Source organism: Algicella marina (assembly GCF_009931615.1).
Classification (GTDB): Bacteria; Pseudomonadota; Alphaproteobacteria; order Rhodobacterales; family Rhodobacteraceae; genus Algicella; species Algicella marina.
The window spans coordinates 2,186,050-2,211,538 of record NZ_CP046620.1 but is presented as its reverse complement, the minus strand read 5'-3'; the positions used below and the strand labels follow the sequence as shown (position 1 = coordinate 2,211,538).

21 protein-coding genes and 2 pseudogenes are annotated in these 25,489 nt (G+C 62.4%); 11 read left to right on the top strand and 12 right to left on the bottom strand.

What is annotated here, in order from left to right:
* Positions 1-86: 86 nt before the first annotated feature.
* The 4 genes from ptsP to GO499_RS10925 form a co-directional block, all read right to left on the bottom strand.
* Complete coding sequence (ptsP, locus tag GO499_RS10940; RefSeq protein ID WP_161862213.1) at positions 87-2,351, bottom strand: phosphoenolpyruvate--protein phosphotransferase; 2,265 nt, start codon at positions 2,349-2,351, stop codon at positions 87-89.
* Positions 2,351-3,580, bottom strand: coding sequence for an aspartate kinase (locus GO499_RS10935; protein WP_161862212.1), 1,230 nt, complete (start codon positions 3,578-3,580; stop codon positions 2,351-2,353). The genes ptsP and GO499_RS10935 overlap by 1 nt, the downstream gene beginning before the upstream one ends.
* An 87-nt stretch (positions 3,581-3,667) precedes the next feature.
* Positions 3,668-4,216: an outer membrane beta-barrel protein gene (locus GO499_RS10930; RefSeq protein WP_161862211.1), complete on the bottom strand. Its 549-nt coding sequence runs from the start codon at positions 4,214-4,216 to the stop codon at positions 3,668-3,670.
* Between the two features lie 130 nt (positions 4,217-4,346).
* Positions 4,347-4,802, bottom strand: a complete 456-nt coding sequence (locus GO499_RS10925) for a DUF1178 family protein (RefSeq protein WP_161862210.1) — start codon at positions 4,800-4,802, stop codon at positions 4,347-4,349.
* Between the two features lie 178 nt (positions 4,803-4,980).
* Here GO499_RS10925 and GO499_RS10920 point away from each other — a divergent pair, with 178 nt between their 5' ends.
* The 9 genes and pseudogenes from GO499_RS10920 (at position 4,981) to GO499_RS10885 (ending at position 14,311) form a co-directional block, all read left to right on the top strand.
* Positions 4,981-6,282: an ATP-binding protein gene (locus tag GO499_RS10920; RefSeq protein WP_161862209.1), complete on the top strand. Its 1,302-nt coding sequence runs from the start codon at positions 4,981-4,983 to the stop codon at positions 6,280-6,282.
* Between the two features lie 124 nt (positions 6,283-6,406).
* The gene (locus tag GO499_RS10915; RefSeq protein ID WP_161862208.1) at positions 6,407-7,387 is read left to right on the top strand and encodes a substrate-binding domain-containing protein; all 981 of its coding nucleotides are present in this window, start codon (positions 6,407-6,409) and stop codon (positions 7,385-7,387) included.
* A 103-nt stretch (positions 7,388-7,490) separates the two neighbouring features.
* A complete protein-coding gene (gene pstC, locus GO499_RS10910; protein WP_161862207.1) occupies positions 7,491-8,867 on the top strand; it encodes a phosphate ABC transporter permease subunit PstC in 1,377 nt (458 codons plus the stop codon).
* Positions 8,868-8,880: 13 nt separating this feature from the next.
* Positions 8,881-9,309, top strand: a pseudogene (locus GO499_RS19915) (DUF3333 domain-containing protein); the annotation flags it as partial.
* A 555-nt stretch (positions 9,310-9,864) separates the two neighbouring features.
* A pseudogene (gene pstA, locus GO499_RS19910) lies at positions 9,865-10,668 on the top strand (phosphate ABC transporter permease PstA); the annotation flags it as partial.
* A 47-nt stretch (positions 10,669-10,715) separates the two neighbouring features.
* Positions 10,716-11,513, top strand: coding sequence for a phosphate ABC transporter ATP-binding protein PstB (pstB, locus tag GO499_RS10900; protein WP_161863937.1), 798 nt, complete (start codon positions 10,716-10,718; stop codon positions 11,511-11,513).
* Positions 11,514-11,533: 20 nt separating this feature from the next.
* Entirely contained in the window at positions 11,534-12,238 is a 705-nt protein-coding gene (gene phoU, locus GO499_RS10895) for a phosphate signaling complex protein PhoU (RefSeq protein ID WP_284154692.1), read from the top strand.
* A gap of 5 nt (positions 12,239-12,243) precedes the next feature.
* Positions 12,244-12,939: a phosphate regulon transcriptional regulator PhoB gene (gene phoB, locus GO499_RS10890; protein WP_161862206.1), complete on the top strand. Its 696-nt coding sequence runs from the start codon at positions 12,244-12,246 to the stop codon at positions 12,937-12,939.
* Between the two features lie 361 nt (positions 12,940-13,300).
* Positions 13,301-14,311, top strand: coding sequence for a type 2 periplasmic-binding domain-containing protein (locus GO499_RS10885; RefSeq protein ID WP_161862205.1), 1,011 nt, complete (start codon positions 13,301-13,303; stop codon positions 14,309-14,311).
* Between the two features lie 123 nt (positions 14,312-14,434).
* On the opposite strand, the gene rimO is transcribed toward GO499_RS10885, so the two are convergent.
* Positions 14,435-15,796 carry a 30S ribosomal protein S12 methylthiotransferase RimO gene (gene rimO / locus GO499_RS10880; protein WP_161863935.1) on the bottom strand — a complete coding sequence of 454 codons (1,362 nt, stop codon included), beginning with the start codon at positions 15,794-15,796 and terminating at the stop codon, positions 14,435-14,437.
* A 255-nt stretch (positions 15,797-16,051) separates the two neighbouring features.
* Between rimO and GO499_RS10875 the strand changes: the two genes are divergently transcribed.
* Entirely contained in the window at positions 16,052-17,677 is a 1,626-nt protein-coding gene (locus GO499_RS10875; protein ID WP_161862204.1) for a substrate-binding domain-containing protein, read from the top strand.
* Positions 17,678-17,753: 76 nt separating this feature from the next.
* Here GO499_RS10875 and GO499_RS10870 read toward each other — a convergent pair whose 3' ends face one another.
* Both GO499_RS10870 and GO499_RS10865 read right to left on the bottom strand, forming a co-directional pair.
* Positions 17,754-18,863: a dimethylsulfoniopropionate demethylase gene (locus GO499_RS10870; RefSeq protein ID WP_161862203.1), complete on the bottom strand. Its 1,110-nt coding sequence runs from the start codon at positions 18,861-18,863 to the stop codon at positions 17,754-17,756.
* A 95-nt stretch (positions 18,864-18,958) separates the two neighbouring features.
* Positions 18,959-19,402 (bottom strand): Lrp/AsnC family transcriptional regulator, encoded by a 444-nt coding sequence (locus GO499_RS10865; protein WP_284154691.1) that lies wholly within the window; start codon positions 19,400-19,402, stop codon positions 18,959-18,961.
* A gap of 148 nt (positions 19,403-19,550) precedes the next feature.
* Between GO499_RS10865 and hppD the strand changes: the two genes are divergently transcribed.
* Positions 19,551-20,663, top strand: coding sequence for a 4-hydroxyphenylpyruvate dioxygenase (gene hppD / locus GO499_RS10860; RefSeq protein WP_161862201.1), 1,113 nt, complete (start codon positions 19,551-19,553; stop codon positions 20,661-20,663).
* Positions 20,664-20,789: 126 nt separating this feature from the next.
* On the opposite strand, the gene GO499_RS10855 is transcribed toward hppD, so the two are convergent.
* The 5 genes from GO499_RS10855 to xylF all read right to left on the bottom strand — a co-directional run bounded on the left by GO499_RS10855 (position 20,790) and on the right by xylF (position 25,345).
* Complete coding sequence (locus GO499_RS10855; RefSeq protein WP_161862200.1) at positions 20,790-21,605, bottom strand: response regulator; 816 nt, start codon at positions 21,603-21,605, stop codon at positions 20,790-20,792.
* Positions 21,606-21,715: 110 nt separating this feature from the next.
* The gene (locus tag GO499_RS10850) at positions 21,716-22,138 is read right to left on the bottom strand and encodes a hypothetical protein (RefSeq protein ID WP_161862199.1); all 423 of its coding nucleotides are present in this window, start codon (positions 22,136-22,138) and stop codon (positions 21,716-21,718) included.
* Between the two features lie 4 nt (positions 22,139-22,142).
* A complete protein-coding gene (locus GO499_RS10845) occupies positions 22,143-22,895 on the bottom strand; it encodes an ATP-binding cassette domain-containing protein (protein ID WP_284154690.1) in 753 nt (250 codons plus the stop codon).
* A 3-nt stretch (positions 22,896-22,898) separates the two neighbouring features.
* Complete coding sequence (locus GO499_RS10840; RefSeq protein WP_161862198.1) at positions 22,899-24,212, bottom strand: sugar ABC transporter permease; 1,314 nt, start codon at positions 24,210-24,212, stop codon at positions 22,899-22,901.
* A gap of 98 nt (positions 24,213-24,310) precedes the next feature.
* Positions 24,311-25,345: a D-xylose ABC transporter substrate-binding protein gene (gene xylF / locus GO499_RS10835; RefSeq protein ID WP_161862197.1), complete on the bottom strand. Its 1,035-nt coding sequence runs from the start codon at positions 25,343-25,345 to the stop codon at positions 24,311-24,313.
* Between the last annotated feature and the right edge of the window lie 144 nt (positions 25,346-25,489).

Below are 25,489 nucleotides of genomic sequence, written 5' to 3'. Positions count from 1 at the left end.
TTGACCGGACCGCGAATCGCCGATTCTGCGCCCCCAGGTGAATATGGGTTTGGTATGGAAACGGTATGGGTTCGGTATGGCTGCCGTCAGGCAACGGGGATGCCGCGGGCGTTGATCCACGCCATCAATTCCTTGCGAACCGATTGCTCGCCCGAACGGCGGGCGCGGTTGATGACATCGCGGGCCTCGCCGACATCGGTGTTGCGGATCATCCGCTTTACCGGGCCGATCGAGGCCGGGCGCATCGACAGGTTGCGCAGGCCCATGGCGATGAAGGCCAACGCCTCCACCGGCCTTCCGGCATCCTCGCCACAGAAGCTGACCGGCGTATCGTGGCCGTCGCAGCGGGCGGCGATCTGTTCGATGAAGGTCAGGAACGAGACGTTGAGCGTATCGTAACGGCGGCGCACCCGCTCGTTCTCGCGGTCGGCGGCGAAGAAGAATTGCTTCAGATCGTTGCCGCCGATGGAAATGAAATCCGCCATCTCGAAAAACTGGTCCGGCGCGAAGGCGAGGCTGGGGGTTTCCAGCATGGCGCCGATCTTGAGACTGTCCGGGACCGGGTGCCCGAGCTTGCGCTCACGTTCGACCTCATCCAGCAGGTGGGCGCGGGCCTCTCGGAACTCGTCGAACTGGGCGACGAAGGGAAACATCACCCGCAGCGGCCGGCCGTTGGCGGCCCGAAGCATGGCCTGCAGCTGCATGCGCATGACCCCCTTGCGGTCGAGGCCGACGCGGATCGCGCGCCAGCCGAGCGCCGGGTTCGGTTCAGGGTCGCGTTTCATGTAGGGCAGCACTTTGTCGGAGCCGATGTCGAGGGTGCGGAAGGTGACGGGCTTGTCGCCGGCCGACGATAGGATTTTTGAATAGAGCGCGGCGAGATCACTGCGCTTCGGTACGGTACGACGGACGAGGAACTGCAGTTCCGTGCGGTAGAGGCCGACGCCCTCGGCGCCCGACGGAACCAGGCTGGGCAGGTCGGCCATCAGCCCGGCGTTCATATGGAGCGCCACCCGGATGCCATCGCGGCTGACGGCGGGTTTGTCGCGCAGGGCCGCATAGGCCTCCTGCGCCTCGGCCGCCATGTCGATCTTGGCGCGGAAGGCCTCGGCGACATTGTCCTCCGGTCGCAGGTGGATGAGGCCCTGGTCGCCGTCGACGAGGATGTGGTCGCCGGCGACTGCCTCGCGGGTGATGCGGTCGGCCTGGATGACAAGCGGAATGGCTAGCGCGCGCGCGACGATGGCGGCATGCGAACCGACGGAGCCTTCCTCCAGCACCACGCCCTTCAATGCGCGGCCATAGTCGAGCAACTCGCCCGGGCCAATGTTTCTGGCGACGAGGATCGCATCCTCGGGGATGTCGCCGTTGTGGTTGGCGGCCCCGGTAAGGCGGCGCAGCAGGCGGTTGGAGAGGTCATCGAGATCGTGCAGGCGTTCACGCAGGTACATGTCGGTGACACGCGACATGCGGGCGCGGGTTTCCGATTGCTCGCGCTCAACAGCCACCTCGGCGGCGAGTCCCGCATCGATGCTGGCCTGCATCCTCCGGACCCAGCCCTTGTCGTGGGCGAACATCCGCCAGGCGTTCAGCACTTCGCGGTGTTCGCCACCGTCGGCGAGGTAGTCGGCGCCAAGCATCTCGTCGATCTCGGCGCGGATGCCTTCGAGCGCCTCGGCAAGGCGGGCCTGTTCGGCCGCCGGATCGTCGGCCACCGGATTTGAGATGGCGACCTGCGGATCGTGCATCAGGACATGGCCTTCGGCGACGCCTTCCTGGCCGATGACGCCCTTGGTATAGTAGGGCAGGGCATGGGGGCCGGGCACATCGGTTTCCGAGGTGCCGGTGAAGACGCCGAACTCCGCCATCTCGGCGATGACCATGGCAACAACTTCCAGGCCGTGGACCTCGTCATCGGTGTAGTCGCGCGGCGTCTGGTTCTGGACGACGAGCACACCAAGCACCTCGCCGAGGCGCTGGATGGGGACGCCGAGGAAGGACGCGAAGATCTCCTCGCCCGTTTCCGGGAAGTACTGGAATCCGCGCGTGCGCGGTGCATCCTTGGTGTTGATCGGTTCCGCAGTATGGGCGATGCGACCGACGAGGCCTTCGCGAACGCGCATGCGGATCAGGTGGACAGCCTGCGGATTGAGGCCGGTCGTGGCGGATAATTCGAGATCGGCGCCCCGGCGCAGGTAGATGGAGCAGACCTCTGCCGCCAGACCCTCGGCGACGATCGCGGTGATCCTGTCCAGCCTGCGCTGGCCCGCATCGGCCCCCAACGGTTCGGCGAGGGCCGTTTGCAGACGCTTGAGAAGGACGCGCGACTCCACCGCGCTGGAATGGGGCATCATCCGGCCTTGTCGAGCGCGAAGGCGTCGTGGAGCGACTGGACGGCCAGTTCGAGGTACTTGCGGTCGATCAGCACCGAGACCTTGATTTCCGAGGTGGTGATGACCTTGATGTTCACGCCTTCGTTCGCCAGGGCACGGAACATCTGCTGAGCGACGCCCGCGTGGCTGCGCATGCCGATGCCGACGATTGACACCTTGGCGACATTGTCGTCGGTGACGAGATTTTCATAAGCGACGGTGCCGTCGGCCATGGCCTGCTCCAGCGCCTTGCGGGCGCGGGCGACCTGATCCGTCGGGCAGGAGAAGGTCATGTCCGTGTGGCCTTCCTCGGAGATGTTCTGGACGATCATGTCGACATTGATGCCGGCCTCGGCCAGTGGGCCGAAGATGGCGGCAGCGATGCCGGGGCGATCCTCGACAGCGAGCAGCGTCATCTTGGCTTCGTCACGCTGGAAGGCGACTCCGGAGACTACGTTGGATTCCATGATTTCATCCTCGTCACAGACAAGCGTGCCTGGTTTGTCCTCGAAACTGGAGAGCACCTGCAGGCGCACCTTGTAGCGCATTGCAAGCTCTACGGACCGGGTTTGCAAGACCTTTGCGCCGAGAGAGGCCAACTCCAGCATCTCTTCGTAGGCGATCTTGTCGAGTTTGCGTGCTTTTGAGGCGACACGCGGGTCGGTGGTGTAGATGCCGTCCACGTCGGTATAGATGTCGCAGCGCTCCGCGCCGAAGGCGGCGGCGAAGGCGACGGCGGTGGTGTCCGATCCGCCGCGGCCAAGCGTGGTTATGCGGTTTTCCGGCGACAGGCCCTGGAAACCGGCGACGACGGCCACCTGCATCTCGCCGGCGAATTTTGCGTCGAGATTGGCTGTGCCGATTTCCTCGATCCGGGCGGCGCCATGGGCAGCGGTGGTGCGTACCGGCACCTGCCAGCCCTGCCAGCTGCGGGCGTCGATGCCCATCTGTTGCAGGCGGAGCGACATCAGGCCGGCGGTAACGTTCTCTCCGGAAGAGACCACGGCGTCGTATTCTCGGGCGTCGTAGAAGTGGGACGTTTGATTGACCCAACCAACGAGTTCATTGGTCTTGCCCGACATCGCCGAGACGATGACGATGACGTGATAGCCGCGTTCGACCTCGCGCTGGACGAGGCGGGCGGCGTTTTCAATCCGTTCGAGATCGGCGACGGAGGTGCCGCCGAATTTCATGACCAGACGTGGCATGGGATCTGCCCTTTTGGAATGGCGCGTTTGACGCGCCTCTCTTAGCCAAGGGGCAGAGCGGCTGCAAGATGCAGGCGCGAGGGCGTGTCAGAAGCGGCGGACGAGGGCGAAGCGGATTTCTGTCTGCTCCAGCCGTTCGGCATCGACACCGCCAAGGTAGTTGCGGCCCAGCTCCGACCGGAGGCGATAGTTGGGAGTGATGCGGTAGTCTGCGCCGACACCGAGGCGCAGGCCGGTAGCGTGTTCGTGGTCGATGGTGCCGGCCCGGCGGGCGCGGAGATGGGCGTAGGCTGCGCCGATCCGTCCGTAAAGGATGAGGTTGGGCGAGGCGTGCACACCGGCTAAGGCGCTGAGGCTGGCGGTGCGGTGCGGTTCGAAGGCGGAACCGAGATCTTCAGCAAAGCCGAGACCGATGGCTGCCTGTGCCTCCACGGCGGTGTAGAGACGGCCGTGGGACCAGCTGGCACCTGCGAAGCCGCCGACCGTTTTCGTGGCCGATCCTTCGGAAAAAGTGCCGACGGCCTCTGTTCCCGAGTAGAGAGCGAAACCTGAAAATCTGTCTGAAGAGTCCTGTGCGCTGGCCGGAAAGGCCGCGCCAAAAGTTAAAATGCCAATCAACAGCATCTTCCGCATCATGTTACCCCTAACCCTCTGTGCGGGGTAAAGGTTGCATCACTTCTGTTGATAATGTGTTTAACCCGGTTCGGAATGGCGAGTTAACGGCGTTAAAATCGAGTTAACGTGCCGGGAAAGCAGTTAAAATGCTTCAGTTCGACTTGCGGGATGACCATGGCAGGGGGGCGACCTTGATGCCGTCCCGGATCAGGTCGCGCGCTTCGTCGGCACGGGCCTCACCGATGATGGCGCGCTCGGGTGCCTCGCCATTGTGGATCGCTCGTGCCTCGGCGGCGAAGTTGCGGCCCACATTTTCGCTGTTCTTCTCGATTTCCGTCCGGAGTTTGCGCAGGGCCGCCTCTGCCGGACTGGCGGGGGCAGAGAGGGGGCGGGCAGCATCCGGCTCCTTCGACGCAGCGTCGCCCTTTTGCGGATCGGTGCCGGAACTGGCGACGCGCGGAGCCATGATATCCTTTTCCACGCTGGATTCGCCGCAGACGATGCAGGAGACATGACCGGCAGCTGCCAGCCTGTCATAATCGGCTCCGGAACCAAACCAGCTTTCGAACTGGTGTCCCTGTTTGCATTTCAACGCGAATCTGATCATCACCACTGCTCTGCGATTGGTCTCTTGATGACACATATATTGCAGAAGAATGAAAACAATCCTTCTTCTTTCGCCTGCACAGGAATGTTAGAGCGACGTCGATGAATGCCGCGCCATGGACAGGCGTTTGCGCTCCGGTGTTCGGGAGCGGATCCGGCAACCGCAGACGGGGACCGCTATGGCAGGCGAAATGAAGGGTTGGATGCTGGGTCTGGCTGCCGTCTTCGGGGGGAGTGCGGCGCTTGCTAGCGCGAGCGCCGAGCATTCCGGCCCGGCGGTTGTGCTGGCGGCAGGCGGTACGGCCTGGGCGCTTGGCGCTGCCCTTCGTCGCCGGGCTGCGGCACCCGCGCCGCATACACCGCAAACCAAAGACAGGGCCGGGTTTCCGGTGGGGTTGGGCCGTGCGCTGCTGCACCAAATGCCGGCACCGCTGATCGTGATCTCACAGAGCGAACGGCTGGTGTATGCCAATCCGGCGGCGATGGCGATCCTGCCGAGGGCGACGGTGGGTATGCATTATTCCGGGGTGATCCGGGCCTCTGCCTTTGTCGAGGCGGTCGAGCATGTGTTCGAGACGCGGGAAGACACGGAATGCACCTTTGCCATGATGATGGAACGGGAACGGTTTTTCGAGGCGCGGGCATCCATGTTGCCGGCAGGTGCTGGCGACTTCGGCGAAGAGGCGCATGTGATCTTCCAGATCGAGGACCGGACGCGGGACAAGGCTAGCCTTCAGGCCCGCACCGATTTCGTGGCCAATGCCAGCCATGAATTGCGCACGCCGTTGGCCTCCATCCTCGGCTATATCGAGACATTGCAGGGCCATGCCAAGGAAGACCCGGAGGCACGGGAACTGTTCCTCGGCATCATGATGAAACAGGCGAGCCGGATGCAGCGGCTGGTTGACGATCTGATGAGCCTGAGCCGGATCGAGATGAATGCCCATGTGCGACCGGAAGAACGGCTGGACCTGCATGCCGTGGCCGCTGAGGCGGCGAACGCATTGTTCCCGCTGGCAACGCAGAACGACGTGCTGTTGCAGGTCGAGATCAGCACGGATGAGCCGGGGCCGACCGTGCTGGGCGACCGCGATCAGCTTAACCAGGTGCTGGTGAACCTTGTGGACAACGCGATCAAGTACGGCGGCCAGGGCCAGAAGGTGCGCGTAAGACCGGCTGACCCCAGTTCCAAATATCCGGGTCAGGCGGGCATCAGTGTCATCGATACCGGCCCGGGGATCGCGCGGGAAAACGTGCATCGTCTGACGGAGCGGTTTTTCCGTGTGAACGCGGGACAGAGCCGTGACAAGGGTGGCACAGGGTTGGGTCTGGCGATTACCAAGCATATTCTGAACCGCCATTCCGGCGCACTGGGAATCGAATCTCAACCGGGCCACGGCAGCACGTTTACGCTGTGGTTGCCTGTCGCAAACGAAGCAGATTCGGACGGCAATGTTGGAAAAATTGCCAACTTTCAGTAAGTTGCAGTGTCACAAAACTGTTGTTCAAACGCAATAAAACTGCATCGCGCGCTGCCTAGTGTGCGGGCAGGCGTGCAACTCGTGCCCGCTAACCTTGAAACGTAGAGAAAACCGGAGATTTCCCGTGAAACTCACCAAACTCGTCACGCTCGCGGCTGCGGCGTCCATCGCTGCCGGCGCTGCCCAGGCCCGCGATGAAATCCGCATCGTCGGCTCCTCCACTGTCTTCCCGTTCTCGACAGCGGTTGCCGAGCAGTTCGGCAAGACGACAGACTTCAACACCCCTGTCGTTGAATCCACGGGTTCCGGCGGCGGTCTGAAGCTCTTCTGCGCCGGTGTCGGCGAAGAGCACCCCGATATCACCAACGCTTCGCGCCGCATGAAGGCTTCCGAGTTCGAGGAGTGCCAGGCGAACGGTGTGACCGAAGTTGTTGAATCCATCGTTGGCTATGACGGCATCGTCGTCGCCAATGCGATCTCCGGCCCGTCCTTCTCCATCACGCGCGAACAACTCGTCACCGCGCTGGCCGAGCAGGGCCCGAAGCCGATGATGTGGAACGAAGTCGATCCTTCCCTGCCGGCAACGAAAATCGAAGTTCTCGGCCCGCCGCCGTCCTCCGGTACGCGCGACGCGTTCGAGGAACTGGTGATGGAAGAGGGCTGTGAAGGCGCAGGCATCGAGTGCGAAGGCATCTCCATCCGTGAAGATGGTGTGTATGTCGACGCCGGCGAGAACGACAACCTGATCGTCTCCAAGCTGGAAGCTAACCCGAATGCCCTCGGCGTCTTCGGATTCTCCTTCCTCGACCAGAACTCCGACAAGATCAAAGGCGCGAACGTCGATGGTGTTGAGCCGACGTTCGAGAACATCGCCGGTGGTGAGTATCCGGTTTCCCGGTCTCTCTACTACTACATCAAGGCTGCACATGTCGGCGTGGTTCCGGGCATCCAGGAATATGCCATGGAATTCGCTTCCGAAGCGGCTGCCGGTGAAGAAGGTTACCTGGTCGACAAGGGCCTGATCCCGCTGCAGGAAGAAGCGTTCGAAGCGAACGCGGATGCGGTTGCGAACCTGACGCCGATGACAGGCAACGAGTGGGACTGATCCCCTTCGCCTGAAATCCTCGGGAGCACGGGGTTTCGCCCCCGTGCTCCCACCACACTTCAAGACCGAAGCCTGACACGGCTTCCGGCGGAGAACCTGTCCGATGCTCGGCATGACTATCCTGCTCGTTTTCGCGATTGCTGCGGGCTTCCTCTTCATGGGCCGCAACCGGGCCCGGGCCGTCAGCGGCGGTCAGCTCTCGAATCTGCACTCGCGCCCGAACTATCACGGCCTCTATACGTTTCTCTGGGTCCTGCTGGCCGGATTTGCCACGCTGTTGCTGGTGACCATCGGGTTCGGCCAGTACATTCAGGCGACGCTGATGGGCCAGATTGCCGATGCGCTGCCGGACAGCCTGCGGATCGAGCGGCAACTGGTCCTGCGGGATGCGATATCCCAGGCGGGCGGCGGCATTTCCAGCCGCGAGGGTGAACTGCGTACCGCGATCGCGGAACGCTATGCCGGTATCGACGCGCTGCGTTTCTGGGCGACAATTCTGCTGACACTGGGTGTTGCCGTCGCCACCGGTTTCTACACGATGAACCAGATCAGCGTCGAATGGCGCTCCCGCAACCGGGTGGAGCGGATCATCCGCTGGTCTTTGCTGACCTGTGCCGTACTCGCGGTTCTGACGACCGTGGGCATCGTGCTCAGCCTGATCTTCGAGACGCTGAATTTCTTCAACAACATCGGCTGGCGGGTGGACAAGTTTCTGTTCGGCACGCGCTGGAGCCCACTTTCGGGCGTTCACGAGGGTAACCTCGACGCCGATAAGGTGGGGGCGGTGCCGCTGTTCGCGGGCACGTTCCTGATCACCGTGATTGCCATGCTGGTGGCGGTGCCGGTGGGCCTGTTCGCCGCGATCTACCTGTCCGACTTCGCCTCTCCGCGCGTGCGGGCCTGGGCGAAGCCGATGCTGGAAATACTCGCCGGTGTGCCGACAGTGGTTTACGGCTTCTTCGCTGCGATCACCGTGGCGCCGTTCATCCGACAGACGGGAGAGGCCATCGGCCTGAACGTCGCGTCGGAGAGTGCGCTGGCGGCAGGGGTGGTCATGGGGATCATGATCATCCCCTTCATCTCTTCGCTGTCCGATGACGTGATCAACTCCGTGCCGCAGAGCCTGCGTGACGGTTCCTACGGCCTTGGTGCCACCAAGGCGGAGACGATCCGGCAGGTGGTGTTGCCCGCGGCGCTGCCGGGCATCGTTTCTGCCGTGCTGCTGGGAATTTCCCGGGCGGTGGGCGAGACGATGATCGTGGTGATGGCGGCGGGGCAGGGCGCGAACCTGACGCTGAACCCGCTGGAGGCGGTGACAACCGTGACGGTGCAGATCGTCATGCTGATCACCGGCGATACAGAGGCATCCACGGCCGCCGGGCCGGCCTTCACGCTGGGCTTCACACTCTTCTGCGTCACGCTGGCGCTCAACATCATCGCCCTGCGGATCGTCCGCAAGTACCGCGAACTTTACGATTGAGGACCGCTGACCCATGGTCGATATGGCAGATCTTTCCGCGCATCACGGCAGCAAGGCCTCCGCGGACCGGCTGAAGAAACGCAAGGCGGCGCAGTGGCGGCTTCAGGCCTATGGCATTGCCGCTATCTTCCTGGCCGGGCTGGCGCTGGCAACCCTGCTGAGCACCGTGCTGAAGCAGGCCTCGGGCGCCCTCAGCGAAAGCTACGTGTCGCTGGAAGTACCGCTGCCGCCGGAGGAAGTGGACCCGGAAGGCACCGGTGATCCCACGGAGATCGGCCGGGCCGATTTCGGCGGGCTGGTCAAGGATGCTCTCAAGGAGCGTTTTCCCTCCGCCACGTCCCGCAGCGACAGACGCGAGCTCTATGACATCGTCTCCAGCGGCGCGACTTTCGAGTTGCGCGACCGGGTGATGTCCGACCCTTCGTTGATTGGCGGCACAGAGCCGTTCACACTGCTGGCCTCCGACGTCACCGACCTCTACATGAAGGGTGATTTCGGTCGGTTGCAGTCCCAGCCGCACGCAGGCACCCTAGGCATCATCCGCACGGAAGAAGAGGATACCGTCATGGTTTCCTCGTCCGCCAACGACTTCGCCCAGGCGCTTGGCACGGTGAAGGGCGAGTTGCTGGAGCAAGCCGCCTTTCAGCGCCGACAGGCGGGGTTGCAGGAACGGGGAGTGGAGGCGTTCGAGTCACGCGCCGCCAGCGCCACGGACGCTGACCAGAAGGCACAACTGGAGGCCGAGGCCGTCAGCCGTGCGACCGAACGCGATCGCCTGCTTGCCATCGCCGAAGACCTGGAGCGGCGGGCTTCCGAGGCCGGCGGTACCGAGGCGCTGGCCGATTCCGCACCGTCCATTCTGCTGAAGGTCGGCACGGGCTGGATAAAACTTACGGAACTGAACACGCAGGGCGGCATCGGCAACATCGTCGTGCCAATTGGCGACACGGAAGAGTTCGCACCGGATGACTGGGGCTATTATATCCACGAACTGCCGGAAAACGCGCGCAAGGTGTCCGACAAGCAGGTGGTCTGGATCGAGACACTGCGAAATGCCGGCGAGTTGGAGACGGTCTTCAACACCCGTTTCTTCACGTCCGGAGACAGTCGCGAGCCGGAACTTGCCGGCATCTGGGGGGCGGCTGTCGGGACGTTCTGGACGATGCTGGTGACCTTCGCGCTGGCCTTTCCGATCGGTGTGCTTGCCGCGATCTACCTTGAGGAATTTGCGCCGAAGAACAAGTTGACCGACTTCATCGAGGTCAACATCAACAATCTCGCGGCCGTTCCCTCCATCGTCTTTGGTCTTCTTGGTCTGGCGGTGTTCCTGAACTTCTTCGGCGTTCCGCGGTCTTCGCCGCTGGCGGGTGGTATCGTGCTGGCACTGATGACATTGCCGACGATCATCATTGCTTCGCGAGCCTCCATCCGGGCCGTACCGCCGTCGATCCGCGACGCGGCGCTGGGGCTGGGGGCATCGCGGTTGCAGACGTCCTTCCATCATGTGTTCCCGCTGGCGATGCCCGGCATCCTGACGGGCACGATCATCGGCATGGCACAGGCACTGGGCGAGACCGCGCCGCTGATCATGATCGGAATGGTGGCGTTCATCGTCGATATTCCGACGGGCATCACCGACAGCGCCACGGTGTTGCCGGTGCAGGTGTTCCGCTGGTCCGATTTCCCGGAGCGGGCATTCGAGGCACGAACCGGCGCTGCCATCTGTGTGCTGTTGCTGTTCCTTGTGGTAATGAATGCGCTGGCCGTATTCCTGCGCAAGAGGTTTGAGCGCAGATGGTAAGCGAGTTGGAAGAAATCGAAGGGCGTGGGCAGATGGAAGGTTCCGACATGACCAACATGAGACTGGCAGATCAGAAGGTGAAACATGCCGACGTGAAGATCGAGGCGCGTGACGTCGATGTCTTCTACGGCACGAACCACGCGATCAAGTCCGTGGACGTCGACATCCTCGACAAGACGGTGACAGCGTTTATCGGCCCGTCCGGTTGCGGCAAATCCACTTTCCTGCGCTGCCTGAACCGCATGAACGACACGATCTCGATCTGCAAGGTCACGGGGTCGATACTGCTGGACGGCGGCAATATCTACGACCGCAAGGTGGACCCGGTGCAGCTTCGGGCCAAGGTCGGCATGGTGTTCCAGAAGCCGAACCCGTTCCCGAAATCCATCTACGACAACATCTCGTACGGCCCCCGCATCCACGGGCTTGTCAGCACCAAGGCCGACATGGACGAGGTGGTGGAGAAATCGCTGCGCAAGGCAGCCATCTGGGATGAGGTGAAAGACCGCCTCGATGCCCCCGGCACCGGCCTGTCCGGTGGCCAGCAGCAGCGCCTGTGCATCGCACGCGCCATTGCCACCGCTCCCGAAGTTCTGCTGATGGACGAGCCCTGTTCCGCCTTGGACCCGATCGCCACGGCGCAGGTGGAGGAATTGATCGACGAATTGCGCGAGAGCTTTTCGGTGGTGATCGTTACGCACTCCATGCAGCAGGCGGCGCGTGTTTCCCAGAAAACGGCGTTCTTCCATCTGGGCGAAGTGGTGGAGTATGACGAGACCCAGAAGATTTTCACCAATCCCGTGGACCAGCGCACGCAGGATTACATCACCGGCCGGTTTGGCTGATACATTTCCGAGGCAGGGGCATGAATATGGGACCGCATATCGTCAAGAGCTTTGACGACGACCTGATCGCAATCCAGGCGAAGATCGCCGAGATGGGTGGCAAGGCGGAGGATCTGCTGCGGCAGGCATTGGAAGCCGTCGAGAAACGCGACAAGGCTCTCGCCCAGAAGGTGATCGACGCCGACAAGAAGATCGACGCGCTGGAGATGGAGATCGAGGAGATGGCGACGACCGTCATCGCGCTGCGCCAGCCAATGGCTCAGGATCTCCGCGTGCTGATATCCGCCCTCAAGATCTGCTCAACGCTGGAAAGGATCGGCGATCTGGCCAAGAACATCTCCAAGCGGGCGATGATGTTCTCCAAGGCCGGTCCGCTGACGATCACCTCATCCATCGTGCGGATGGGGCGCGCGACACTGGCGCAACTGACCGAAGTGCTGGACGCCTATACTTCCCGCGATACCGCCAAGGCCGTGGCCGTGTGGCAGAAGGACGTGGACATCGACGAGATGTACAACGCTCTGTTCCGTGAGGTCGTGACCTACATGATGGAAGACAGCCGCATGATCGGCGCGGGCAGCCAGATGCTGTTCATCGCCAAGAACCTGGAACGGATCGGTGACCACACGACCCACATCTCCGAGATGATCCACTATATTGTCGAGGGCAAACCGCTGGGCGATGACCGACCCAAGGGCGAGCCGCTGGGACTGGATCTGGAGTAGAAAAAATGGCGAAGGTTCTGGTGGTTGAGGACGAAGAGGCCCTCAGCCAGCTTCTCTCCTACAATCTGGGCAAGGAGGGGTTCGAGGTTGCCCTGACATTCGATGGCGACGAGGCGCTGATGGCGGTGGACGAGCAGAAGCCGGATCTGGTGCTGCTTGACTGGATGCTGCCGAATGTCAGCGGCGTGGAAATCTGCCGCCGGCTGCGGGCGCAGAGCGAGACGCGCGACATTCCGGTGATCATGCTCACGGCCAGGGGTGAGGAAGAGGACCGGATCCGCGGGCTGGAGCAAGGGGCGGACGACTATGTCACCAAGCCCTTCTCCATGAGCGAGCTGGTGGCGCGCATGCGCGCGGTGCTGCGCCGGACGCGCCCGACGATTGCCGGGGACGTTGCGACCTTCGCGGATATCACGCTGGACCGCGAAACCTGCCGGGTGCGCCGCTCCAACCGAGACGTCCACCTCGGCCCCACCGAATTCCGCCTGCTGGACGTGCTGATGCAGCGTCCGGGCCGGGTCTTTTCCCGCGAGCAGTTGCTGGACAGAGTATGGGGCCATGACGTCTATGTGGAGATCCGGACGGTGGATGTGCATGTGGGACGGCTGCGGAAGGCGCTGAACAAGCGTGGCGAGCAGGATCCGATAAGAACGGTTCGCTCCTCCGGCTATGCGCTGGACGAAACCTACGGGGGGCGGTGAGCGTTCCGGGCGAAGGGTCGGCAGGGGGCTGGCCCTTGTGCCCGCCTGTCCTGCATGGCGCACAGGAATAAGAGCTTTGCGCAGAGCGCAACTTCACCTATTTTCTACCACATTCTGTTGTTACGTGATCCGGGGTTTCCGGCTGGGGCCGGATTCTGCCGCGCGTGATTGTGCGATTGACATGTATCGTCGTTGCATGCCGCCCTTGCATCGGCCTGCCTGAAGGTGTGCCGTACCGGGCTTTTGCTTCAAGAGCAGGCGCGTGGAGTTATCCGGGGGTGAACCGAACGGTTCGCTGTCCTGAACGCCTCTGGCGTTGAGCTTGAACAGCCCTTGCGGGCGCGGAAATTGGGATGATTGGATGATCAGATTACTCGGAATGCTGCTGCTGTTGTGCGGCGGAACGGCCAGTTACGCCACTGAATGGAACGTCTCGCTCTGGGGCTCGCGGCGGGCTTTCACGGAACATGTGGAAAAGCTTGCGCACTACGTGGAGAAGGACTCCAAGGGCAGCTTCAAGATCAACATCAGCTATGGCGGACTTGCCTCCAACCGCGAGAATCTGGAGGGCATCGCCGCCGACCAGTTCGAAATGGCGCAATTCTGCTCGGGTTATCACCCGGAAAAAAATCGTGGCGTCTCCGTGCTGGAACTGCCGTTCCACGGGGTCGATACGCTAGAAGAGGAACAGGCTGTCAGCTTCGCCGTCTACCAGCATCCCGCCGTGGCGGCCGAGATGGCCAAGTGGAACGCGAAGCTGCTGATGCCGACGCCGCTGCCGCAGTACAACATCGTCGGCCGGGGCGAGGCGCCGCAGGGTCTCGGCTGGTTTGAGGGCAAGACGCTGCGTGCCACAGGCGGTGTCGCGGCGGCGCTGCGCTCCATCGGGACCGAGACGGTCAACCTGACAGCGACAGAGACGTTTGATGCCATGCAGGGAGGGATCGTCGACGGCGCGTCCTTTGCCCAGCACGCGCATTTCTCGTTCAAGACGATCGACCTTGCCGAATGGTGGACGGCGAACCTGAACCCGGGCAGCACAAACTGCCCGGTGGTTGTGAACATCAAGGCCTATGAGGCACTGTCCGACGAACACCGTGCCATCCTCGACGCCGCGGTGGAACCATCGCTGGAACATTACCTGGAGTACTACACCGACCTGATCAACAAGTGGTCGGCGATCCTCGAAATGTTCGGAGTGGAGCGGGTGCAACTGCCCGACGCCCAGATCGAGGAATTCCGCGCCACCGTTGCCGCACCGGTCCGCGAAGCCTGGATCGCACAGGCCGACAGCGAGGGCCTGCCGGGCGCCGAACTGGTGAACCTGATCGACCAGACCCTGACGGCCTATCGCGAAGGCCAGACCCATTGAAACTGGCGGGCGGCACACAAGTGCCGCCCGGTCCGCCGACTTTTGATGGGCGGCGCAAACCCTTCTGGTGGACCAGCTAGACCGGTCCCTGGTCGGCATATCGGCGATCAATAGCGACCGGACCTAAAACCTGCCCCACAAATCATAATCCCCCGCCTCATCGACCAGCACTTCGACGATGTCGCCCGGGCGCAATCCTTCGAAGCCTTCGTCGATGAACAGGTTGCCGTCGATCTCCGGCGCATCGGCCTTGGTGCGGCATGTCGCGCCGTCCTCTTCGATGCTGTCGACGATCACTTCCAGCCGGGTGCCGACCTTTGCCTCCAGCTTGGCGGCGGAAATGGATTGGGCCTTTTCCATGAACCTTTCGAATCGCTCCGCCTTTATTTCGTCGGGAACGTGGTCGGGCAGGGCGTTGGCGCGGGCGCCGGCCACATTTTCGTATTGGAAGGCGCCTACACGGTCCAGTTGTGCTTCGTCCAGCCAGTCGAGCAGGGTCTGGAACTCTTCCTCCGTCTCGCCGGGATAGCCGACGATGAAGGTGGAACGCAGCGTGATGTCGGGGCAGACGGCGCGCCAGGCGGCGATTTCGTCCAGCGTTTTCGCCGCCGCCGCCGGGCGGGCCATGCGGCGCAGCACCTCCGGGTGGGCGTGCTGGAAGGGGATGTCGAGATAGGGCAGGATAAGGCCCTCGGCCATCAGCGGGATCAGATCACGCACATGCGGGTAGGGATAGACGTAGTGCAGACGCACCCATGCACCGAGACTGCCGAGATCACGGGCAAGGTCGGTGATGTGGGCCCGGTGTTCCCGTTCCACCCGGTGACGGATGTCGACGCCATAGGCGGAGGTGTCCTGGCTGATGACCAGCAGTTCCCTGACCCCGGCAGCCACCAGCTTCTCCGCCTCACGCAGGACTGCATGTGCCGGGCGGCTTTGCAGTTTGCCGCGCATGTCGGGGATGATGCAGAACTTGCATTTGTGATTACAGCCCTCGGAAATCTTGAGGTAGCTGTAGTGCCGAGGTGTCAGGGTAACACCGCTGGCCGGCAACAGGTCGATGAACGGGTCCGGGCTGGGCGGCACGGCGGTGTGGACGGCGTCGAGCACCTGTTCGTACTGGTGCGGGCCGGTGACCGCGAGCACCGAAGGATGCGCACCGGTAATGTAGTCCGGCTCCGCTCCGAGGCAGCCAGTGACGATGACGCGGCCGTTTTCAGACAGGGCCTCGCCAATTGCTTCCAGGCTCTCGGCCTTGGCGCTGTCGAGAAAGCCGCAGGTATTGACGATCACCGCTTCGGCGCCGGCATAGTCGGGGCTGATGGCATAACCTTCGGCCCGCAGGCGGGTGAGAATACGCTCGCTGTCGACCAGCGCCTTCGGACAGCCGAGCGAGACCATGCCGATGGTCGGCTGGCCGGGGCGGGCGGCATCGGGCACGCGGGCGCGGGCGAGATCCGGGCGGAGATCGGGCGGGTTGTTCATTGCGCGGGTTTGGCAGGAGCCGGGCGGTTTTTCAAGGAGAGACATGCCGGGCTCTGTTAACCCATTCTTTACCGATGCAACTCAAAGTGGAGCTAAGACGCCGAAATTTCAGCCCGATTCCGCTATCGGCCTGAAAACGACCACAGTTTCGCCTTAGTTGGGCGGCTAACTGTTTATGTTGTCTAAAACAATCAGTGCTTAATGAGTGTTTGTGTGTGCCGGGAAGCCGGATATGAACATTCGTGAGCCAAGTGTATGAAATCTTCCCCCCCCGCGATCACAGCAGGCCTTCTGGCCCTGCTGTGGACCGCATTTCAACCAGCCTTTGCGGACAATGTCCGGTTGCAGTCGCTTGACGGGCTGATGTCTGTCGAGGGTGAACTGATCTCCGTCGATGGCGATGAACTCGTCGTCGCAACGGTCGTGGGAACTGTGCGTTTTCCGCAGGCAAAGGTGGAGTGTTTCGGCGCTGCTTGCCCGCCACCGCCAGAAGCGGAGGACACTGCGCCACAAGACGAGCCGCAGGCGGACGTGCCGCGCGGCGATGTGGCGATCTCCGGGTCCGATATCCTGATCGAACGGATGCTGCCCGACGTTCTCGATCATTTCAGCCGGACACGCGCCGGCAGCAGCCTGAGCCGCGGTGGCGACGATCAGGCGGGCTGGCGCTACACGATGACGAATGAAGCCGGCGCCGTCATCAGCCTCGCGGCGATATCGGGCGGTGCCCGACAGGGCATCGAGGACCTCATCAGCGGGCGGGCGGATATTGCGCTGGTGTCGCGCCCGATGACCGAAACGGAGGCGGGGCGCCTGTTGGACGGCGGTCTGACAGCCGTGCGCGCCGCCGGGTTGGAGAGTGTGCTGGCGACGGATGGACTTGTCATTGTGACGGATTCTTCCGTCGGCATTTCCTCCATCCGGCTGGGAGATATAGCGCGGGTCTTTGCGGGCAAGATCACAAATTGGGAAGCTCTTGGCGGGCCGAACCTGCCGATCACAGTTTTCGCGCGGGAAAGCGGCTCCGGCACGCGGGATGCCCTGAACGCGGCCATCATGCAGCCTTACGACGAAGACATTTCCCAGCGGGTGATCGGCGTGGACAGTGATCGCGGCATCGCCGATGCCGTGCTGGCATTCCCCGGAAGCATTGGCGTCACGAGTTTCTATGCAACGGCCGGTGCGCGGGCGTTGGAGCTTGAGGAACCTTGTGGACTGTTTGCTGCGCCCGAGCCGTTTGCGATGCAAACAGGCCGCTATCCGCTGACGCGCCATTTATACGCCTACACGCGGCCGGATGCGGCGACCGATGGCTTGGCGGCCGAACTGATCCGCTATCTGCAATCGCAGGAGGGACAGGAGGCGTTGAGCGAGATGGGTTACATCGGCCACCGGATCACGCGGGAGGGGCTGGAAAATCAGCGGGTGCGGCTGGCAGAAGCGGTAGCGACGCCGCCGCAGGAGGCGCTGCTGGAGCCGTTGCGGGAAATGGTGGAAACACTAATCGCCGCCGAGCGGATTTCGCCGACTTTCAGGCCGTACAGCGAGAATGGCGGCGATGTGCTGGCGAAGGCCGATGCGCGGCGGTTGGCCGAGGAAATTGCAGCCGGCAGGTTCGATGGCCGGGAATTGTTGTTCGTGGGTTTCACGGATGAGTTCGCCGCCGCGCCAGAGGATGGCCTGGTACGGGCTCAGGCCGATGCACTGGCGGTGGTGGCACAGGTGCGTGGTGCCGGGCCGGATTTCGAAGGCCGAAATGTGGCACTGCGGGCCGTCGGTTATGGCGGGCTGTCACCGCTGGCTTGTTCGGGCACGCCAATCGGCAAGGACATCAACCGGCGGGTGGAGGTCTGGTCACGGCCGCTGGCTGAGTCGCAGTAACGCGCGCAAGAGTTTGTCGAGCAGTCAGGGCGCCGGTGGAGCAACGCATCTCCCCGGCGCCCTCTGTTTTCGATGGTCATGCGGCAAGAAAGTGCTTCTCGTGAACCAGTGCTTCGCGGTGGCCGGTCGGTGTCTCGATGGTGACGCTGGTGCCTTCGTCCCAGTGCGACAGGCGGACCATGCCGATGGCAACGTTGGTGGCAAAACCGGGGGACCATGCGGCGGATGTGATCTGGCCGATCTGCCGGCCGCCCGCGGTTATGGGCCAGGGAGTGCGACACGGTGGTAGTGCCGTGCCATCGATGGAGAAATAGCGGATCTGCCGGATCGGCCCCTCCTGTGCCACGCGCAGAAGGGCATCTCGCCCACAGCAGCCGATTGCGGTGATCGTGTCGCAGAATTGGCCAAGCCCGCTTTCGTGGGGTGTGTTTTCACGCGTCATGTCGTTGCCGTAGGAGAGCAGGCCACCTTCGATACGCTCGATCAGGTTCGGGCAGCCGGGTCGGACATCGAGATCGGCACCGGCTTCGAACAATGCATCCCAGAGGGCCGGGCCGAGGGCGGTTGAGGTGCAATAGATTTCGAAACCGCCCTGTCGGGAATAGCCGGAACGGGCAAGAACCATCGTCTGGCCGCCAAAGGTGACTTCGCGAAACCTGAAGAAACGAATATCGCGGATATCCTCGCCGAACACCCGCGCCACCAGATCTTCCGCCTTCGGACCCTGAACCGCGAGGGGCGAGACATCGGGTTCCGTCACATCGACTTCCAGAACCCGTCCGTAGGCCAGACCCTTGATCCAGAACAGCAGGTCACTATCGGCGATGGAGATCCAGTACCGGTCTTCGGCGAGCTTCAGCGTGACGGGATCATTGAGCATGCCGCCGGTTTCATCGACCATCGGCGTATAGAAACAGCGGCCGATGACCATCGGGCGCAGGTCGCGTGGGGTCAGCATCTGCACCAGCCGCGCCGCATCCGGCCCGCGCACCTCCACCTGCCTTTCGCAGGCGACATCCCAGACCTGCACCGCCGATTTCAAGTGGTGGTAGTCTTCTTCGACAGAGCGAAAGACGGTGGGTAACAGCATATGGTTGTAGGTGGTGTAGGCTTTAACACCTGCAGCTTCGACCCGCGCGGTGAACGGCGTGGTCCGCAGGCGGCGGGAGTGGGAAAGAATGTGCAACGGCCGGCCTCCTTCGAAAATGGAGGATGCCTATTGGCAAGCACTGACAGCGTCTGTTCTCATGGCGACGGCGCAACTGTCGTTTTCGGTGTCATTCACACCGGCAGCGGCGCATCAGGTTTCACCCGCTCCATCACGATCTGGGAATGGACACGGCTGACGGCGGGGTGGGGCAGCAGCACGTCCTGCACCAGCCGGTTCAGCGCCGCGAGATCCACCGTGTAGACGCGGAGCAGGTAATCAGCCTCGCCGGTCAGCGTCCAGGCCCCGGTGATTTCCTCGCGGGCGCGGGTGAGGCGCAGGAAGTCCGTCGCGTTTTCGGCGGTATGGGTGGCCATCACGATGCGGATGAATGCCTCCACCGTCAGGCCCAGCCGTTTCGGGTCCAGCGATGCACGATAGGTGTCGATATAGCCTTCCGCCTCCAGTCTCTGCCGTCGCCGCCCCACCTGCGATGGCGACAGATGCAGCCGATCGGCCAGCTCCTGTGCCGTGAGGCGACCATCCTGCTGAAGCAGACGGAGGAGGGTACGATCCATCGAATCCAAGTTTACTGCCATTACTATTCCGCATGAAAATAGGATTTTGTGCGGAAGTATCGCGCAATACTGCCAAAAAGCAATGCAGGATGCGCAAACCAAGCAACATTTCCGCGATATGCTGGCGCAAAGCCTGAAGGAGATATCAATGGGACCTTTCCCGCACGACGCACCGCGCTCCACCATCACTGAACAGAACCCGGCCGGTACGGACGGGTTCGAATTCGTCGAGTTCGCGCACGAAAATCCGGCTGAGCTGGAAGAGCTGTTCGCACGGATGGGCTACGTTCGCGCGGCCAAGCACAAGACCAAGGATATCGCGCTGTGGAAGCAGGGCGACATCACCTATGTCGTCAACGCCGAAAAAGGCAGTTTCGGCCAGCGATTCGTGGAGGAACACGGGCCCTGCGCACCGTCGATGGCATGGCGCGTGGTTGACGCCGATCATGCTTTCGAGCGGGCGGTGAAGATGGGTGCGAAGCCATACGAGGGCGAAGGAAAGGTGCTGGATGTGCCGGCAATCTACGGGATCGGCGGCAGTCTTCTCTATTTTATCGACCAGTACGGCGGTGGTGCCAACCCTTACGCGGATGAGTACGACTGGATCGAAGGTGTCCCGGAAAAACCCGAAGGCGTCGGCTTCTACTACCTCGATCACCTGACCCACAATGTCCACAAGGGCAACATGGATACTTGGTTTCGCTTCTACGGCGAGATCTTCGGATTCAAGGAAATCAGGTTCTTCGATATCGAGGGCAAGTTCACCGGCCTGCTTTCCCGCGCGTTGACCTCCCCCTGCGGTCGTATCCGCATCCCGATCAATGAAGATCGGGGCGAAACCGGGCAGATCGTTGAGTATCTGAAGCGCTACAACGGCGAAGGTATTCAGCACATCGCCGTGGCGACGGAAACGATTTATGAAAGCGTTGACCGGATTGCTGCCAACGGCATCCGGTTCATGCCGAAACCGCCCGAAACCTATTATGCACTGAGCTACGAACGGGTGCAGGGCCACGAGGAACCGCTGGATCGCATGCAGGAGCACGGCATCCTGATCGACGGTGAAGGCGTTGTCGGCGGAGGCGAGACGAAGATTCTGTTGCAGATCTTCTCGAAAACCGTCATCGGCCCGATCTTCTTCGAGTTCATCCAGCGCAAAGGCGACGACGGTTTCGGCGAGGGCAACTTCAAGGCGCTGTTCGAGTCGATAGAGGCCGATCAGATCGCGCGGGGCGTGTTGAAGGGAAACGACGCGGCCTGAGGGCCGGCTCAGGCCGTTGGCGTCTTCCGCTGCGCTGTGTCGCGAACCTGCGCAGCGGAAGCATGTCCGAAGGGGCGGCCAGCAACTGGAGTTGGCCGGCGTGACCGAAGCGGCCGCCCACCGCCATCAGGCGGTGCGGTGGCCCGTCAGGCGGGTGCGGCCATGTTCCAGAATTTCCATGATGCGCGGGCGCAGGGCGAGCGTCTTCATGTCCTTTGACAAGAAGTCCAGCGCACCGTTGCACAACCCCGCGACCACCGTGTCGTCATCGTTGCTGTTGGAAAGCATTATCACAGGAATATTGGCGAGCTCTTTCTGCGACTTGATGGTTTTCAGGAAGTCGGTGCCGCGCATGTCCGGCAGGCTCTCATCGAGGATGATGAGATCCGGACGATGCGTCTTCAGCGTCGCGAGGGCGCCGAGACAGTTGACGACATTCAGCACCTCCACGTCGCGGGCAATCGCGCGTTCTATCAGGCGATGAACATGCGGCTCATCGTCGACGACCAGCACAAGGGGCCGGTCGTCAGACTTGGTGCGACCATTCCCGGTCTCTCCGGATTCGATTTCGGCCAGGGTGCGCCGTGCCTCGTCGAGGAAACCGTCGAACAGGCGACGCAGATCGAAGCGCTGGGTGTAGCCGTGGGCATCCATCTGGATATGCTCCAGCGCAGTATCCAGTTCTTCCGCGGATTTGGTGAGGCGGAAGACATCCAGTTCTTTTGCGTCACGAATGACGATACGCAGCGCCTGCCGAACCGTGTCGAGGTGGCGTGGTGGCAGGTTGATCAGCCGACGGCGCCCCTGAATGGCGAGAAAGTCATCTGTCAGGCCGGACAGAAACGTGTAGAAATCGCGGTTCGTGGTCGTGGGGTTAACGTAAGCCCGACGATGGGGCGTGGCCCGTTCGGGCAGGGGATTCATCAACTTGAGAAGTGACATGGCAGAGTTCCCGTAATGGAAGACCGGTTAAGGTACTGGTTCCGATGAGAACATCCTGCGCCCGATAAGTTTACGAAGCGTAAGGGGATTGGGGCGCTTCCAAGGCCATTTCACACCGAAATGGCGTCGCATTCCTTAACGACATCGCCCAGATTTCGCAGCCTCGCCGCTTCGGCGGGGTGTAGGAACCTAGCGTTCCGGTACAGGCGCGTGCCGTCCGCCTGCACGTGCCAGATTCCGAAAATCGCGAAAGAGGTGGGGCCTCGGACGGCCCGAAAGCCACAGATCGCGCCGCCGTCACGGGGCACGGCTACGAGGGTTTCAGCGTCGCTGGTGCCGAAGCAGCCTTCCGGCGAGCAGATCGATGGCAGACGCGCCGCCAGCCCGGCGAAACCGGTGCAGCGCGGTGTGATGGTGGCGCAGTCGCGCAGGGCCGACATATCGGCAGGGGAGATTTCTGTCCTGCTGGCCGCGCCCGGTTGCGGGGCGCAGGCTGAGAGCAGCAGGAACAGGAGAGCGGCGGCTGTGCGCATCGGCTCAGGAGGCCTTCTTCTCCGGCTGTTTGCCGAGGATGATCATCGACAGCAGATCATCCTCTGTGACGTCGGAGATGTTGACAGTGCCGACAAGTTTGCCGTTTTTCATTACGCTCGCCCGGTCGCAAAGCTCCATCACTGCGCGCACGTCATGGTCGATCAGAAAGATGCCGAGGCCCTGTTTCTTCAGTTCCTGGATCAGTTCGGCAACCATCTTGGTTTCCTGAGGGCCGAGGGCTGCCGTCGGTTCGTCCATAATCAGGATCTTGGCGTTGAAGTAGACGGCGCGGGATATGGCAACCGATTGCCGCTGGCCGCCGGAGAGCGCCTTCACCGGGGCGTTGAACTTCTGGAAGTTCGGATTGAGACGCCCCATGATCCGGCGCGTCTCCGCCTCCATCGCATCGTCATCGACAAAGCCCAGCGGCGTCACCAGTTCGCGCCCGAGGAACAGATTGGAAGCGGCGTCGAGGTTATCAGCCAGCGCGAGCGTTTGGTAGATCGTCTCGATGTTGTGGGCGCGGGCATCGCGGGGAGAATTGATTGTCACCGGTTTGCCATTGACGCGAATCTCGCCGCTGTCGGGTTTGTAGGCGCCGGATAGCATTTTGATGAGGGTGGATTTACCGGCGCCGTTGTGGCCCAGCAGGCCCACGACCTCTCCGGGATGCAGATCGACGCTGACGTGATCCACGGCCTGCACCCCGCCGAAGCTGATGCACATGTCTTTCATTTCGACCATAGGTGTCGTCATGGCTCAGTCTCCCACGCGGCGGCGATAGATGATGTCGATAAGCACGGCAGCCACCAGTACGGCGCCGACGACGATGTTCTGCAGCGGAGCATCGACGCCGACCATGGCCATGCCCGATTGCAGCGATTGCATGATCAGCGCGCCTAGGATTGCCCCGTAGATGGTGCCGACACCGCCAGCGAGGGCGGTGCCGCCGATCACTGCGGCGGCGATGACGCGCAATTCGTCCAGCGTGCCGATATCGTTGGTCGAGAAGCCGAGGCGAGCCGAGGCAACGGCAGCGGCGAGCGCGCAGAGCATGCCCATGATCGCGAAGATCTTAACGGTCAGCAGCCGGGTGTTGATGCCGGAGAGTTCTGCCGCATCGGGGTTGCCGCCGGTGGCGAAGATGTACCGGCCAAGCCGGGTGCGCTGGGCAATCACGGTCATCGCCACAGCGACGACGATCAGCAAGAGCACGGAAAGCGGCAGGCCGTAGCCGGCGGTATAGCCTTCCGGCATTTCCTGCCCGCGGGCGGCGAAGCTGCGGGCGAGAACCCGCTCCGGCACCTGGTAGGCGTTAAGGATCGCGACGAAGCCGAGGATCGCGGCAGAGGCGATGCCGGCAATGGCGCACTCGGCCCAAAGAGGCTTGACCGGGAAGTCATGGCTGAGCTTGCGGCGTCGTGACGCCCAGATCATGAACAGCACCGCCACAACGGAAGCGAAGCCGAACACCCAGGACCAGAAGGTTCCCAGCGTACCGCCAATGCCGCCGATCATCTTGAATGTCTCGTCCAGCGGGCCAATTGTTTGGCCATCGGTGATGAACCAGGCAACGTTTCGCCAGACCAGCAGGCCACCGAGGGTGACAATGAATGCAGGGATGCCGAGGTAACCCACCAGCCAGCCATGGAAGGCACCGATCAGCGCACCGACGATGACACCGGCGATGATCGCCAGTATCCAGATCGCGGGGTGGCCGAGTGGAAGGCCGAAGGTGCCGGGTAGGATCTGCGTCTGCGTTACGGCCATGACCGCAGCGCAGGTGGCCAGCAGCGAGCCGACGGACAGGTCGATGTGGCGGGTAACGATAACGAAGACCATGCCGGTGGCCATGATGGCAACGGATACGGTCTGGATCGTGAGGTTGAATATGTTGCGCGGCGTCAGGAACCGGCCATCGGTGAAAACATTGAATATCAGGCACAACAGGACGAATGCGCCGACCATGCCGAGAAGGCGCAGATCAAGGTCCAGCGCGGCCAGGAAGCTCTTGGGCTTCGGAGTGCTCGCGTCGCTCTGTCCGGTTACGCTTGTTTGTGTGGTGTCAGCCATGAACACGCTCCCTGCGGTTCGGTGAAGTGGCGCCTGGGGCCCGCTTCAGAGGGTGCGCCGCCCCGTTTGTCGGGGCAGCGCGGTTTTGATCGGTCTGATCAGTTGCAGGGTGCCGGGCCGTCGGAAACGCCCTGGCAAAGTGCTTCCTGCGTGATCCAGCCTGCATCGACAACGTCCGTCAGGTTGTCCTTGGTGACGGGAACCGGCGCGAGAAACTTCGCGATCAGTTCGGTGCCGCCCGGAGACGTCCATTTCTCGGCGCCTTCGATTGTGGACATGTCGGCGCCACCGGCAAGGGCCACCGCGATTTCACCGGCCGCGCGGCCGAGATCGCGTGCGTCTTTCCAGACGGAGACTGTCTGCGTACCGGCTGCAACGCGGTTGAGCGCGGCGTGGTCACCATCCTGACCGGAGACGGGAATGCCTTCCATGCCCTGCGCGGTGAGGGCGGCAACGGCGCCGCCAGCGGTGCCGTCATTGGAGGCGACTACGGCGTCGACTTCGTTGTTCTGCGCCGTCAGGATCTGCTCCATGTTGCGCTGGGCGTTCGCGGGCAGCCAGCCATCGGTATAGGCTTCGCCGACGATGGTGATCTTGCCGGCGTCAATGGCTTCCTGCAGCACTTCCTGCTGGCCGCCACGAAGGAAATCGGCGTTCGGATCGGTGGGCGAACCCTTGATCATCACGTAGTTGCCTTCCGGCGCGGCTTCGAGCACCGCACGGGCCTGCATGCGACCGACTTCCACGTTGTCGAACGTCAGGTAGAAGGCGCGCGGATCTTCGATCAGGCGGTCGTAACCGACGACGGGGATGCCTTCATCGGCGGCAGCCTGCACTGCGGGGCCGATGGCCTGGCTGTCCTGCGCGAGGATGATCAGCGCGTCGGCACCCTGTGCGATCAGCGCCTCGATGTCGGAAAGCTGCTTGGAGGAGGAGCTCTGCGCGTCGGCCGAGATGTATTCCGCACCGGCTGCGTCGAGCGCTTCGCGGATCGCCGCTTCATCGGTTTTCCAGCGCTCTTCCTGGAAGTTGGACCAGCTCACGCCGATTGTCTGGGCTTGAACTGCCGTGAAGGAAACGGTGCTTACGCCAATAGCAAGCGCCGCCGCGGCGGCGGTTTTCTTGAAATTCATGGGGTGACCTCCCTTGGTATCCCGTTTGCTCAGGTTCTGATTCTGATGTTCGGACCCGATACCTCAGTCTATCCCCGCATTTAATTTCGATGTCAAATTAATTTGACGGACTGCAGGCTCCGGATGTAAGAGCGGATCATGCGA